Genomic DNA, 14,965 nt, shown 5'->3' with positions numbered 1-14,965 from the left:
GAAGAGGCTGAAAAGATTCTAAGTTCATTTCTATAGAATATTTATAGAAGGGGATTGGTATCAAATTAAGTCCCATTGTATTGAAATTCAGAGGGGACAAAAGGTGGTGGCTCGTGCCCTGGGATTATAAAACGCCGACTCCGGGAGCCTAACTGCTAATTTATTCGGGTCAGGATGCCTACCAACAATCCAAGATAGATATATAGATCCAGTTTACTTTTCAGCAACCCAAGCGCTTTGGTCATATGGGCTTCTACGGTTTTTAGCGATATGTTTAATTCGAGAGCAATTTGACGGTTGGAAAGCCCCACTTCGCGGCTCAGCCTAAATACCCTTCTGCATTGATCCGGTAATTGATTGATAGCTGCATAAATTTGGTGCTCTAATTCTTTTGCTTCCACTTTCTGAGATACGGCAGATGTTTCGAGTTCCCGGATTTCTCTTTGTAAAACGTTCACATAATTATCGCGCACCATTGTACGGCGATAGTGGTCAAACACTTTATTCTTAAGAATGGTCAAAAGGTACGCCTTTAACTTGCCGGTTTCAACGCCAGGCTTATGATAAAAGCTCAGGAAGGTTTCCTGGCACAGATCAGCGGCAACCTCCGCATTCCCGGTTTTCTGTAGCGCAGTATTGCGCAACAACGGAAAGTAGCGGTGATAGAGCTGCTCAAAAGCACGGTCACTGCCTGCATAAAACAACCTAAGCAGTTGTTCATCGGTATATAGCTCAAGTGGCCTGATAAGGCGATCGTTTCAATCAAAGATAATAGTAAAAGAGGATATAGACGCTGTCAAAACTTTTTCAAATTTTTTTTTTTAAATCACTAAGGGTAAACGATTATTGGTGCGTTTTCAATAAGGGAACAGATCCCGTCAAAAATGGCTGATAAAAAAAGATTGATAAACTTATTGCAAAAGTTCGGGAGGGGAACATGTACGGCTGCAGAGCTGGAGGAGCTGAACGAATGGTACGATCGGTTGGAAGTTCCCGGCAATGAACAGCAATTATGGCAGGAAAAGGATCCGAAAACAAGAGAAATAACTTCAGCCTATTTCAGCCACTTTAAACAACATCTAGGCAGGCAAAGGCATCGACGCTCTTCGAAACGGGTATGGTGGTCAATAGCGGCAGCAATGATGCTTGCAGTAGGGGTCAGTGCACTTTATTTGAATATGCGCAGTTCAGGAGATTCACATAAAATGGTGGTAGCCGAAAAAGGTGCCAAAACGGACATTCTCCTTCCGGACGGTACGCATGTATGGCTGAATTCTGGCAGCAGCTTGAGATACCCGCAAAATTTTTCCAAAGGAAATAGAGAAATCTGGCTCAAGGGCGAAGGTTATTTTGAGGTCGTGAAGAACCCAGCCAAGCCTTTTATTGTTCATACCCAGCGGGTGGACATCAGGGTATTAGGCACCACTTTCAATGTAAGGGCTTATGATGGAGAACGGCAGACCGAAACTACTTTACTTACAGGAGCTGTAGAAGCATGGGTCAAAAATAAGGGCGCTCGCGGGGAAAGGGTGTTGCTGAAGCCTGGAGACAAGCTATTGGTACAGGATAAATTAAAAATGCCCATATCCTCTAATGACAAGGATACGGCAGCGAGCGCAACCGTGGTTTTAAGAAAGATGGCTGCGCTCCCTGTTGCAGAGGAGATGCCGGAGACGCAGTGGCTGCATAACAAACTGGTCTTTGACCAGCAACCCCTGGAAGCCATTTTTTCAATGCTGGAGCGCTGGTATAATGTCAAAATCAATTGTACCATTAAAACTGATCCGACGAAAAGGCTTACCGGGACTTTCCAGGGTGATTCGTTGACAGATGTGTTAACGGCATTACAGCTAAAAGGCAACTTCAGGTATAAAATAACAGGCCAAATTGTTACGATCTATTAACCTAATTACTCACTATAAACTAAAAAATTATGAAAGTGACATGATACGAAACTAACCAAATAAAAAGCGGAAAATGCTCGTAACATTCTCCGCTGTAATCATTGACAGTTCCATTGCCGGTGCGGCAAATTTTCCATCAACTTAAATCATTTGCAATATATGAAAAAATATGATTGTACTGCCAAGATAATTCCAGGACGCTTGGTGCTAAAATTTATACTCACTATGAAGCTTGTGGCGGTCTTTATTCTTTTTAATTCTTTTAATGCCATCGCATTAAACGGGGTATCGCAAAAAAGTATCAGCCTTGATCTCAAGAATACATCAATAACTGATGTACTGAAAAATATTGAGTTACGGTATGATTACCGCTTTGTTTACGATAACGAAGTTACACATTACCGAAGCAAAATAGATATTTATGCAAAGGAAGCTTCAATAGACTATGTAATGATGAAACTGCTTCAGAATACTTCCTTTTCCTATAAAAAAATCAATAAAGGGCTCTACGTGGTCATAGGTCATGAAACGGATGAGATGAACATGCCGGTGGCCAGCCGCGTGGTAGACGAAGAAAATAAGCCTCTGGCTGGTGTAAGTGTGGTGGAAAAAGGTACCACGAATGGCACCACAACAAAAGAGGATGGAGCGTTTTCCATTAACGTTAAAGACCCTAACGCTGTTTTGGTATTTTCCCGGGTTGGCTACTTGACTTTGGAGGTAACGGCTGCGAATATTACGGCTGCGGGAATAATGATGATACCTGCTGAAAATAAACTAGATCAGGTAGTGGTTACGGGATATACTGCCCAGAGAAGGTCTGCCATAACCGGTGCAGTTGCAGTTGCTAATATGGCGGAATTGAACAAGCAACCCGTTGCCAGCGTAATTGAAGCGCTGCAGGGAAGAGTGACGGGTGTGCAGGTGGTTGTGGACGGAAGTCCGGCCGCCTCACCGCTGATTCGTATCCGGGGTTACAGCACCATCAACAGCAACGAACCGTTATATGTCGTTGATGGGGTACCCGTAGAAGGTAAGTTGAGCTGGCTGAACTCTAATGATATTGAGTCGATGCAGGTTTTAAAAGATGCTTCTGCGGCTTCCATATATGGGTCCAGGGCTAACAATGGTGTAATTGTTATAACAACAAAGAAAGGAAAGAAACAGTCCTCAGTCATTGCACTGGACGGATATTATGGAATGCAGGCGCCAATTAAATCTGCATTTCCCAAGATGATGACACCCATGGAAACCGCCGAGTATGTATATCAGTCCTACCGAAATGCCGGAATGGACCCGGCAGTAGCTACCTCTGTTTTATATGGTGGAGGGGCGAAGCCGGTGTTGCCTGACTACCTGATTGCCGGTTCGGCTGTTGGGCATAATGTAACTGCTGCGGATGCAGATCCTGCAAAATATAATTATTCAAGGGATAATACCACGTTTTACCAGATCACGAAGGCGAATAAAGAAGGTACGAACTGGTTTGACGCCATAACGCGGAAAGCACGCATGCAAAACTACCAGGTTACGGCGTCGGGCGGCGGTGAAAACTCCAGCTATGCGACATCTGCCGGCTACCTGGAACAAAATGGTATACTGGCGTATACCTATTTTAAGCGGTATAACATCCGGGCTAATTCCCTCATCAAATCAGCAAAAGGCAATATCCGGTTTGGAGAGAACGCCTATTATGCATTCTCTGAAAATGCAGGTATGGGTTCTAACGCAAACGTGCCGGGCAGCTACCAGGGAGAGGGGTCCATGATGGCGTTTGCATACCGGGCGCAGACTATCCGGCCAGTATATGATATTATGGGCAATTTTGCCGGTACTCGCGGTGGACTGGTAGGGCAGGGACAGAACCCGATGGCTGGAGCATACCGGAGCAAAGATAATTTTCAAAAGAGTGGTCGGTTCTTTGGAAACATTTATGGCGAAGTGGATGTACTGAAAGGGTTGATGGCACGTTCGAGTCTGGGAGTAGAATACGAAAATTACTGGGGAGTGGATATGTGGACACCAAATCTTGAAGCAAGTGACGGAGCCAGTACCACGGCGTTGTATGAGAACCAGGGATTCAATACTAACTGGACATGGACCAATACCCTGCAATACCAACTCAAATCGGACAACGGGCATAGTCTTTCTGTGTTAGCGGGATCCGAAGCCATCAGCTCTCGGAACAGGATATTAACCGGTGGAAGGCTCAACTTTTTCCTGCTACCTAACCCGGACTACTATTATCTCGACAGAGGAACGGCACGTATCATTAACGGAAGCTGGGGCTCGGTGGCATCACTTTTTTCATGGTTTGGTAAAGCAGATTACGCTTACCTGGATAAATACCTGGTGTCGGTCACGATGCGAAGAGACGGTTCTTCAAACTTTGGCCATGAGTACCAGTTTGGAAATTTCCCCGCTGCAGGTGTCGGCTGGAGGGTGTCGAAAGAGCCGTTTATGCAAAATTATACCTGGCTGAACGATCTTAAAATAAGAGCGGGTTATGGGATTACGGGTAATCAGCGTATACCTCCTTTTCAATACCTGAATATTTATGAAGCCAGCCTCGGTGCTTCCTCTTATGCTTTGGGTGGAGGGAACAATGTGAAAACAGGAGTTTGGAAAAATGCTTACAGTAATCCCAAAGTAAGGTGGGAGCAGCTCTCCTCACTGAATATTGGCGCCGACATAACTTTACTGGACAATAGATTATCTCTTATTGCGGACTGGTATACGCGGAAGACAAAGGATATGCTTTACCTTATGCCGTTGCCGGATCATGTCGTGGGCGGGGGAGCTTCACCTTATATGAATGTAGGGAACATGGAAAATAAAGGAATCGAACTGGGGCTTACATACCGCCTGAACGACCCGTCTGAAAATGGTATTAATTCAGAAGTGTTTATAAATTTCAGCCGCAACCGGAACAAGATAATTAGTCTTGCCCCATCAGTTACGCAACAAACTTATGGTGACCTTAGAAGCCTTACAACCTCCATATTAAAACCCGGATATCCTTTTTCATCGTTTTATGGATACCAGGTGACAGGAATTTATCAGAGTGCAGAAGAGATCGCTAAAGGGCCGGCGTATGCAGGTGCCAGAGTAGGTGGTCTTAGATATGCAGATGTAAACGGGGATGGCGTCATTGACCCGAAAGACCGCACGATCATTGGATCCCCGCACCCGGATTTTATATATTCGTTCGGCACGAACAGTTCGTATAAACGCGTTTCATTATCCTTGTTTTTTAATGGAAGCTATGGAAATGAAATATACGATGCCACGCGCATCATGACGGACTTTGGAGTTTTTGGCGGGGCAGTAAGCAAGCGGATGTTAAACGCATGGAGCCTGCAAAATAAGTCCAGTCTCATACCTGCCCCAACCAGGAACCCTTCGGATTATGAATATGCATCCTCCTCTTATTATATACAAAACGGGAGCTATCTGAAGCTAAAAAATGTGAGACTCGATTATGATCTTCGGCTTGGAGAAAAGACGCAAAAACGAACCGGGCTTAATAGCCTTCGTTTATATGCTACGGCAACGAATGTGTTTACCATAACCAAATATTCCGGCCCGGATCCGGAAGTAAGCCAGGTGAACAGCAGCTTTCAGGCAGTGGGAGTAGATTACGGATCTTATCCTAACGGCCGCCAGTTTTTGTTGGGTTTCAGTGCCCGTTTCTAAAAAATGAATACCAGGAGGGTATTGTACTGTTGTATTAACAATCCCCTTAAATTAAAAAATCATCAATTTGATAAAAATGAAAAAATATTTAATCGGCGTGCTACTTTTTATCTGTTTGTATAGTTGTAAAAGGGAGTTTTTGGAAAAGCAGCCGCAAGGATCGTTATCGCCGGATCAGATACAGAATCAAACAGGAGTGGAGGCTTTGCTTACGGGAGCCTACGGTTTGCTTAACGGAAATGTTAGAGGTACCTGGGGTAGCTATTCGGCAGCTCCCAGTCAATGGCTTTTTGGTGAAGTAGCTTCTGATAACGCCCACAAGGGCAGCGTTGCTTCAGATCAACCCAATATGAATTTAATTGAGCAGCACAAATCCAACAGCGCCAATGATAATCTCGCCATTATGTGGCGATCTTATTATGAGGGAATATTAAGATGCAATAATACATTGGCCACGTTGAAGGCAGTGCAGGCGGGTGCGCAGGCTTTTAAACAGGAGCGTGCGCTGCAAATTGAAGCGGAGGCGAAAATGCTGAGAGGGCATTATTATTTTTTCCTGAGAAGATTGTTTGAGAAGATTCCTTACGTGGATGAAACGATGACGGTAATCGACGCGGCGGCACAAACCAACGATGGCGATGTGTTCCCGAAAATTGAAAGCGATTTTCGTTTTGCCATGGCAAACCTGCCCGATGCAAAATATAACAATGAACCGGGAAGGGTTGATAAAATGGCGGCTACTGCCTACCTGGGAAAATTGTTACTCTATCAAAAAAAGTATACGGAAGCGCTTCCACTCTTTACTAAAGTAATAGCGGCACGCCCCGTTATTACGGAACTTAATTATGCAGATAATTTTGATGTAACCAAAAAGAATGGACCGGAGTCTGTATTTGTCGTGCAGCATTCAGTAAATCCGGATGGCACTGGGGATAATGCAAATGTAGGAGATATGCTCAGCGGGATGTCGGGCAATGCCCCCACTATCTGCTGCGGTTTTTTCCAACCTACTTTTGATTTGGTGAATGCCTTTAAAACTGATGCAGACGGGTTGCCGTACCTGGATAATGGGTACCGTAATGATCCGTATAAATCTGATTTCGGACTTTCTACAACGGAAAAGACAAAATATACCTTAAATACTTCCCTGCATTTTGATCCCCGCCTCGATTATACTGTAGGCAGAAGAGGGGTGTCTTTCCTGGATTATGGCGTAATGCCAGGCGATGCCTGGATACTGGATCCTGTTTTTGGCGGCCCTTTTACCGCAATGAAAACAATGGTGCCAAAAAGCAAATTCGGCGTGGAAACAGTTCCGGGGCAACCCTTTTTGACTGCCCAGAATGTAAGCCTGATACGCTTGGCAGATGTGTACCTGATGGCGGCAGAGTGTGAAATTGAAGGGGGTAATTTGGCTGAAGGATTGCGGCTGATCAATCTGATCCGCCAGCGGGCTGCCAAGCTACAGCCAAAGACAATCGACGGGTCAGTCAATGGGCAGCCCGCAGCAAACTACCAGGTAGGCCTGTATAAAAGTTTTTCTAGTAAAGAGCAAGCACTGAATGCATTGAGGTTTGAAAGGCGGCTTGAACTTGCGATGGAAGGACACCGGTTTTTCGATCTGGTACGATGGGGGATCGCACAGGACGTGATCGCCAGCTACTCTGCATTTGAGGGCAGAATTAATCCTTTATATGCCGGAATCTCCTTTAACCCCAAAAAGAGATATTATCCAATTCCCCAGGATCAAATAGATCGGAGTGGTGGATTATTAAAACAAGATCCCAATTATTAATATTTATTGCTAATGAAATTATCAGAAATTGTTATCGGCCTCGGTGTATTCATTACCTCATTATTCCCAAATGTTGGAAATGCACAAACCAACTCAGAGGTTTTGTTTAAAACGATAGATCCGCTAGTTAAGGTAGTGGGAGATCCGCACTCCGAAGCTCCCGTTTACGCTGCTTGTGATACCGCACTGGTAGCAAGAGGGGAGTATGCAACGGTGCAGTTTTTGATTTATACAAAAGAAGCAGCGGATGTAACGGCCATAAAAGTGCAGGCGCCGGTAAAGGGTGCCACGGCCCTGACTGAGGTGTCTGTTGGAAAGGTAGGTTATGTTTCAATTGGTCATCCGGTTGCTTCCAGGCTGCAGCCGGAAGGTATCCGGTCGGTCGCAAACCGGTATCCCGACCCGGTTTTTCCTGTATCTTCCTTCCAGTTGCACCCCAGGATTCCAGAGATGGTTCGTTTGTCAGTTCATATTCCGCTAACAGCCGATGCGGGTTTATACACAGGATCTGTAGAGTTGTTATTGAATATGAATGGCCGCACCCAGCGGATCCGTCACCCATTCTATATAAAAGTGTACCGATCAAAAGTGGAAAAAACGAGCCTGTTGATTTCTAACTGGTTTTGGGCGGCACCTGGGCAATTGCGTTTTTTGAATAATGGCATTACCCCCCAGGCATTTTCAGCACGCTATTGGGAATTGATGAAGGTGGTGGCTTCTTTTGTGGCTGCGTATAATCAAAATGTGGCTTTGATTTCGCCGATCGATCTTTTGCAATTTGAAAAAAGAAATGGCAAGTATCGATTTGATTTCAGCAGGTTTGACCGTATGGTTGAAATTTATCAGCAAGCAGGTGTTAGTAAGCGGATAGAAGGTAACCCGATCGCCACCAGGAGTAAAGGCGACTGGAAAAGCGAGTTTGGCATCTATGTACCCATTGGTAATAGTTCCGTTGATGGCATGCGTAAAGAACTGTTGCCGGCCGGCGATCCGAAAGCAACTGATTTTCTCCGGCAATTCCTCCCTGAATTCTGGAAACATTTGAAGAGCAAGGGTTGGAGCGACCGGTTTATGCTCCACGTGGCCGATGAACCGATTCCGGAGAACGTAGACTCATACAGGCAGATTGCGGCACTGGTACGGAAGTTTGTGCCAGACATGAAGATTATCGAAGCTGTTATGGACAATGATATTGCGGGCTATGTTGATGTGTGGGTGCCCAAATTGGATAATTTACAAAAGAATTATCCGTACTTGTTACAACAGGCTTCCGGTCCGCAAAAGGAGTTGTGGTTTTATACCTGTAATGATCCGGTAGGGCCTTATGCCAACCGGTATATTGAGCAACAGTTAATATTGACGCGCCTAACGCATTGGTTGAATTTTAAATATGTTATGCCGGGCTTTTTACATTGGGGGCTGGCTGCCTGGGATCATATCTCAAAAAAAGGAACGCCAGAATCCTTGTTGGATGAGACTTCCGCCTCTTATCTTCCTGCTGGGGATGCCTGGATCGCCTATCCGGCACTGAATAAACTTTATCCATCTATTCGACTGCAAACCATGCGTGATGGCATCTACGATTATGAATTGCTTAAAATGCTGGAGCGCAAGAACCCATGGCAGGCATTTTCAATAGCGTCGAGAATGGTAGCAGGATTTAATAATTATAATCAGGATCTAAAAGATTTTCGTAGCGCGCGTCGTGATCTTTTAGAAGCACTGGAAAATTAGAATAGCATATTTATGAAATATCATTTTTGCTTATTGCTGGTCTGCTTTCATTTCGTGAATTACCTGGCTGCCCAGCCAGGTTGGCAACCAGTTAAAGGTCATCTGGTAAGTGAATGGGGGCAGCAGGTAAACCCGGGATCTGTGCTTCAGGAATATCCGCGGCCGCAATTGGTGCGCGATAATAACTGGATTAACCTGAACGGGCTTTGGGATTATACGGTTACCGCTAGGGAAGTGCAAACAATACCTGTTGCAACCAGGAAGAAAATACTGGTGCCTTTCCCTATAGAATCTGCATTGTCTGGTGTAGGAGAAACATTGGGTAAAGAAAAGCGCCTTTGGTACCACCGCAGCATTGTTGTACCCAACGGATTTTCGGGTAAACGACTGCTGCTGCATTTTGGTGCGGTAGATTGGGAGTGTGAGGTGTATATTAATGGTCAAAAGGCAGGCAGCCATCGGGGCGGGTATGATCCGTTTACAATAGATATCAGCAGCTATGTGGGTAAAAGCAAAAAGGTTATGCTGGACATTGGCGTGTATGATCCCACGGATGAAGGACCCCAGCCTATTGGTAAACAAAAAAAGAAACCGGAGGGCATTTGGTATACTCCTGTCACTGGTATCTGGCAAACGGTTTGGCTGGAAGCCGTTCCCCAAACGTATTTTGCCGGGCTTACCATCACACCGGATATTGATAATGGCCTTGTGAGAATGAGTGCAGCAGTTAATGAAGTGCAACCAGGCGACCGGTTCCGGGTAAGCGTATTACGTGAGGGCAAGGCCATCGCGGAGACAAGTGCGGCCATTGCATCAATTGCAGCATTGCAGGTACCGGATCCCAAATATTGGAGCCCGTACAGTCCGTTTCTTTATGATGTGGAAGTAGCACTCGTCAGAAACGGAAAAGTGGTGGACCAGGTGCGCTCTTATTTTGCTATGCGTAAAATAAGTATAGCAGCAGATAACAAGGGTATACAACGAATCATGCTGAACAATAAGTTCCTGTTTCAGTATGGCACACTGGATCAGGGCTGGTGGCCAGACGGTTTGTACACAGCGCCCTCAGATGAAGCGCTGGCGTTTGATATTAAGAAAACAAAGGAGATGGGCTTTAATATGATCCGCAAACATGTAAAAGTGGAACCGGCCCGTTGGTACTATCATTGCGACCGGTTGGGGATGTTGGTATGGCAGGACATGCCTAGCGGGGATATTTACCCTTTTGAATGGGAACAGCGGCTGGGAGAAACTTCGGGAATGCGGCTCGATAAGGAACGGTCTGCTTTTTCGGAGCAAACCTTTAGAGACGAATGGCGAAATATTATGAACGCGTTGCGCCCCTTTCCAAGTATTGTGGTATGGGTCCCCTTTAATGAGTCATGGGGACAATTTAAAACAGAGGATATCACACGCTGGACCATGAACAATGATTCCACACGACTGGTGAACAGTGCCAGCGGTGGTAATTATTTTCCAGTTGGTCATATCGCTGATCTGCATAATTATCCTGATCCTGCGATGCCGGCGCCATTGGTTTTTGGCAGCAGGCAGGCATTAGTGTTGGGTGAATTTGGCGGTCTTGGACTGCCTGTTGAGAATCATACCTGGATTGAAAAGGGGAACTGGGGATGCCAGAGTTTTAAAAACAGCGAGGAACTGACCGCCCGCTACAAAGAGTTGATGCAAAAGCTGGGAAAGCTGATACCTCTTGGGCTTTCGGCCGCAATATATACACAAATAACCGATGTGGAAATAGAAACGAACGGATTGCTTTCGTATGACAGGAAAGTAGCCAAGATCCCTGAAGCAGTTTTGAATGAATTACATCAGAAACTGTATCAAGAAATCCGGTAGTATTGAGGTGTTGTAAGCATTAACTTAACCAACTGTTTGGCGATTTCGGGAAAATAGCCGTTTTGTGTAGTGTACTGCTAACCGTAACGTTCGGTGTAGTGAAGGAATCTTGAATAATGCATTCCTGGCCTGGGCATTTCTTTAGACTGGAGAGAAAATAGGTAGGCCCGCACATTCCTTTTATAAGGGATAGCCTCTCCTGGCACGGGTTTAACCCAACTGTCAGATTAACTCAAAACTATTTCATATTATCTCAGGATAAAAAACTTGTCGGCTTTTTTATTTCAGCAGGTTGCCCATTAGCTGTTACCAGGCAAAGTAGTTGCACCTTCACTGATACCAAATAGAATTTAAGAACGCGTTAAACTGATTTGGTCGTTCGATTTGGTATTCAGTGCGATAACGAGACTACCTTCTTTTGACGATTTAATTTTCTTCCGGGAGCCACTGGCGGATAATTCGTACGTTGCGTTTCGGGCGAGCCCGCTTAACGTCATACTATACCTACCGGATTCTTTTACAGCAAATCTGATTTCCTGCTCGTTAAAGCAGCCAACTGTAAGCGAAATAGGTTTTCGTGAGGAATTGCTTAACGACAAAAATATATCATCCCGATCTTTCGGAAAAAAAAGCACTACACCTTTACCGCCTGCTACCCCAAAAGAAGTATCGCAACTAACCAAATAAAAAGGAGTTGAAACCTGGTAATTACTTTTGTCCAGTTTAATTTTATAATCGCAACCTCGTAAATTATAATTAAAATTTGTTCCGCAAAGCGACGGCACTAAATTCGGTGCGATCATCAGACGATTCCAACGGGGCCGGATACCATAAATATCCGAAAACAGCGCTGTGACGCCCGTACATATCCCTGACAGGATATCTCCCCCTAATCCTTGTTGTGTAGTTCTACCGTAACGTTGCGAGGATAGCCCATCCTTTTGGTATTGGTCTAAAAGATTCCTGATGTACTTTAGAGCTAGCTCTTTACTATAATGAACATACGATTTTACACCAAGATAACCCCAGGTAGGAAAGATGTCGCCATTCTCATATTTCGGAAAAGGCCAGTTCCCTCCTTGTACTTCTTCCTGCTTAAAAGAATCAAAACACAAGGGCCAATGAAAGAGATGCTCGGCTGCAGTACGTTCTTCGATTTGATGGATAATCGCCTGGATTCTTTCATTGTCATCACATAATCCAGAAGCAATAGCCATAAACTGAACGGGCGTCACCAAATTATCTCCATGTACCGATCCATCATTATCTCTCCAATAAACAAACTGCTTTTTTGTTGCAGACCAAAATCCACCGTCTTCAATAGGTTTGTTAAAGGATTCTTTTAGTCGCTTCGCTATTGTTTCGTATTTTACAGCAACATTTTCATTTTTTAAAATACGTTCGCAGACTGCCCATTTTATTAGGGCGTCGTACATTTGTGCATTCACAAAAGCATTTTCAAAAGAAGCCCAGACAATATCCAGCCAGTCGCTGCATTTTGCTTCGCTAATATTATTATTCATCATTTCGAAAATGCCATTATTATTACTGTCGCGACGGATGAGCCAGTCCAATGCTTTGCGGCAACTGTTTTGGTGACCTCTCAGCCAGGCAATATTTCCGTTAATATTAAATAGATCACTTACATTGATCACGTATCCTGTTTGTGAATCAATGGTGTAGCCCCACATCGCTTCGTAATAGCCCGTAGTGTCGTTAAAAGTTCCCGGAATCTCATCTCCCCGGGCGTTATGCCAACGGGAGAGGACTCGACCATCGGGCAGTATCGCTAAATTCCGTTCCTGGTCTAAAGTTGCTGCAAGATTTTTGGTGTAGTTACTATCTGCCACAGCAAGCGCCACCTGGGCAAAAAAGGGCTCGTGCAGGCATTTCCAGTTGGTGATCCAGCCATTGCCCCCAACTATATTATTATCCACTACTCCATATCTTGCAGTGGTATTTAACAATTCTCTCACTGCGGCAGCATTTATATTTTTTAAATCTCCTCTGTCATATGATTTATTATAATCCACATAACGAATGACAAGATCTGCGGAAATTGTTCCTTTTTTTACGGCAATTGGCGCAAAAACGCCCTGCTTAGCATGCACAAACCGACTTAGATCATGCCGCTGTTTTACCGGCTGCGAAGTAACAATTTGTGTACTGGTAAATTCGCCATTGGGACTATGAGAATATTTGGTAGCAATATGATTCCCCTTTGATGCTTTTGCCTGTACAGATAACGCGTCACCGGTTTTATCATTCCAATAAGTGGCGCCGCCCGTATGAACGCCATATGTATCATTAACGGTATTCAGATATTTGCACCATACTACGCCGCCATTATCGATAATACCTCCTTTCCAAACTGATAAATTTGAGAAATTCCATTTTGGAAAAGCCATATCCTGGAGTATTGCGTCCCTTAGGTACTTCCGCGTTAATTTCCACTCAATCGATGTATCATTTTGTAAAAACAACCATGATTCTTCTACATTATTGTTTCCATCCCCATATAAAATATTGGTTATTCTCACCACATTATTGTGTATGGAGATTTTTGGAGTGACTAGCAATTTCTTAGATGTGTAGACGGATGTGTCGGTTAAAAAATCCGTATAGACACCGGATGGCGATAATCGGTTTGTTCCTTTTATATATAACTTACTAATATACAATCCATCTGTATAGTTAATTTCCATCCTCAAGTTTTCGTCTTGAGTGTGAATAGAAACAACGCACTTTGCTATGTCTTGATCTACTCCTTTTTGTGCGATGAGATATAAAGGAGCCCCTAGTAAAAATAAAACTACAGGCAAGTTCATTTTCATATAAAAAGTTATAAAGTGGAAAGGTACGTTTCTGTTTCATTGCTGTCTGGGGAAAAAATTGCATCTTTCCCCGGACAGCAATGATTACGAATTATCAATTTCGAATAGGAACAGCAAACTCAAGATCAAACGGCCAGGTTACTGACTGCAATTGTGTTTTGAGTTCACTCAGGTTATTTATCAGATCATCAAAAGAGGGCTTGTTCTCTTCATAGATCATTTCTTCCATCATTTTCGCATAATCATCTTTCCATTCTGCCATTTTTTCTTCGATTGGGGTGGGATTCAGCGTCATAGGATGATGCAGGTTGTAGTCCACATCACCCACTCTCGAAAACTTGTACCGGTGAGCCACAATGGTTTCATAGAGCTCCCTTGTCTATGGTATAAAAATCAAGCTTAGCCATCCTGCAGTGCTTTTTTCATGATTTTCTGAATCCATACTGGTGCCAGGGCAATGTCGTGCCGCAGGTCTTTTTCGTCTTCTTTGCGAAGCAGGTCCACCACCTTTTTCTCTTCCGCTTCGGTTACCTTGCCATTGCCTATTTCTTTTAAAGCCTGTATAACCAAGCCGCTTATTCTCCCTTTGGCCAGCAAGTTTTTCGGCGTAGTCTTCTTGAACTTGATCTTTCGCTTGCCCACCCGTATTTCCCGGGGGGAACCATCGGTGAGCAATACAATATTCATGGGCACCTGGGTACTCAGCCCAAGAGCGTTTAAGGCATAACTGCCGGTAGGCACGGTGCGTATCCGGTCCCGCTTGGCAATGGCTTCGGCCACTTCTTCGGCTGTGGGTAGCAATTTTCCTATTCGACTGCTCTCTTTAGGGCGAACATAGATGCCCTGTGCCACCCGGCTGATTAAGCCCTGTTTCTCTAACCTGAAAAGAGACAACCGCACCGCTTCTGACGATCCCAGATCGCTGAAATCAGCAGGCAGCAACAATTCGCCCATGGGAAGAGCTTCTATGTGCTTCAATATGGATTCTTCAATACTCATTGCCCTTCGATTTGTAACAAATTTAGTAAATTTTTGTTACAGCAAACGTTATTTTATAACAAAAACAGAAAATATTTGTTACAAATTTCCATCACAAATCTTTCAATTATTTGTGACAATACGCTCTCCCTAAAACCCAGTTTACA

9 protein-coding genes are annotated in these 14,965 nt (G+C 44.4%); 5 read left to right on the top strand and 4 right to left on the bottom strand.

Annotated features, from left to right (window positions below; all coding sequences use genetic code 11):
- Window positions 1-155: 155 nt before the first annotated feature.
- The gene (locus AC3WS5_RS06675; RefSeq protein ID WP_492466492.1) at window positions 156-704 is read right to left on the bottom strand and encodes an RNA polymerase sigma-70 factor; all 549 of its coding nucleotides are present in this window, start codon (window positions 702-704) and stop codon (window positions 156-158) included.
- A 180-nt stretch (window positions 705-884) separates the two neighbouring features.
- Here AC3WS5_RS06675 and AC3WS5_RS06670 point away from each other — a divergent pair, with 180 nt between their 5' ends.
- The 5 genes from AC3WS5_RS06670 (at window position 885) to AC3WS5_RS06650 (ending at window position 10,986) form a co-directional block, all read left to right on the top strand.
- Window positions 885-1,904 (top strand): FecR family protein, encoded by a 1,020-nt coding sequence (locus AC3WS5_RS06670; RefSeq protein ID WP_492466491.1) that lies wholly within the window; start codon window positions 885-887, stop codon window positions 1,902-1,904.
- A gap of 225 nt (window positions 1,905-2,129) precedes the next feature.
- Window positions 2,130-5,600 carry a SusC/RagA family TonB-linked outer membrane protein gene (locus tag AC3WS5_RS06665; RefSeq protein ID WP_492466490.1) on the top strand — a complete coding sequence of 1,157 codons (3,471 nt, stop codon included), beginning with the start codon at window positions 2,130-2,132 and terminating at the stop codon, window positions 5,598-5,600.
- A 76-nt stretch (window positions 5,601-5,676) separates the two neighbouring features.
- Window positions 5,677-7,395 (top strand): RagB/SusD family nutrient uptake outer membrane protein, encoded by a 1,719-nt coding sequence (locus AC3WS5_RS06660; RefSeq protein ID WP_492466489.1) that lies wholly within the window; start codon window positions 5,677-5,679, stop codon window positions 7,393-7,395.
- 12 nt (window positions 7,396-7,407) lie between these two features.
- Window positions 7,408-9,129, top strand: a complete 1,722-nt coding sequence (locus AC3WS5_RS06655) for a DUF4091 domain-containing protein (RefSeq protein ID WP_492466488.1) — start codon at window positions 7,408-7,410, stop codon at window positions 9,127-9,129.
- Between the two features lie 12 nt (window positions 9,130-9,141).
- A complete protein-coding gene (locus AC3WS5_RS06650) occupies window positions 9,142-10,986 on the top strand; it encodes a glycoside hydrolase family 2 protein (protein ID WP_492466487.1) in 1,845 nt (614 codons plus the stop codon).
- 350 nt (window positions 10,987-11,336) lie between these two features.
- On the opposite strand, the gene AC3WS5_RS06645 is transcribed toward AC3WS5_RS06650, so the two are convergent.
- The 3 genes from AC3WS5_RS06645 to AC3WS5_RS06635 form a co-directional block, all read right to left on the bottom strand.
- Window positions 11,337-13,820, bottom strand: coding sequence for a glucosidase family protein (locus tag AC3WS5_RS06645; RefSeq protein WP_492466486.1), 2,484 nt, complete (start codon window positions 13,818-13,820; stop codon window positions 11,337-11,339).
- Between the two features lie 94 nt (window positions 13,821-13,914).
- Window positions 13,915-14,175 carry a hypothetical protein gene (locus AC3WS5_RS06640; protein ID WP_492466485.1) on the bottom strand — a complete coding sequence of 87 codons (261 nt, stop codon included), beginning with the start codon at window positions 14,173-14,175 and terminating at the stop codon, window positions 13,915-13,917.
- A 44-nt stretch (window positions 14,176-14,219) separates the two neighbouring features.
- Window positions 14,220-14,819 (bottom strand): DUF6088 family protein, encoded by a 600-nt coding sequence (locus AC3WS5_RS06635; RefSeq protein WP_492466484.1) that lies wholly within the window; start codon window positions 14,817-14,819, stop codon window positions 14,220-14,222.
- Window positions 14,820-14,965: the final 146 nt, after the last annotated feature.

Source organism: Niabella sp. CPT15-335-S11 (genome assembly GCF_058792415.1).
This window is presented reverse-complemented; position numbering and strand designations above follow the sequence as displayed.

Excerpts from the sequence above, each read along its gene's own strand:
- AC3WS5_RS06670 (WP_492466491.1), top strand. The coding sequence starts at position 885 with ATGGCTGATAAAAAAAGATTGATAAACTTATTGCAAAAGTTCGGGAGG.
- AC3WS5_RS06665 (WP_492466490.1), top strand. The coding sequence starts at position 2,130 with ATGAAGCTTGTGGCGGTCTTTATTCTTTTTAATTCTTTTAATGCCATC.
- AC3WS5_RS06660 (WP_492466489.1), top strand. The coding sequence starts at position 5,677 with ATGAAAAAATATTTAATCGGCGTGCTACTTTTTATCTGTTTGTATAGT.
- AC3WS5_RS06655 (WP_492466488.1), top strand. The coding sequence starts at position 7,408 with ATGAAATTATCAGAAATTGTTATCGGCCTCGGTGTATTCATTACCTCA.
- AC3WS5_RS06650 (WP_492466487.1), top strand. The coding sequence starts at position 9,142 with ATGAAATATCATTTTTGCTTATTGCTGGTCTGCTTTCATTTCGTGAAT.
- AC3WS5_RS06645 (WP_492466486.1), bottom strand. The coding sequence starts at position 13,820 with ATGAAAATGAACTTGCCTGTAGTTTTATTTTTACTAGGGGCTCCTTTA.
- AC3WS5_RS06635 (WP_492466484.1), bottom strand. The coding sequence starts at position 14,819 with ATGAGTATTGAAGAATCCATATTGAAGCACATAGAAGCTCTTCCCATG.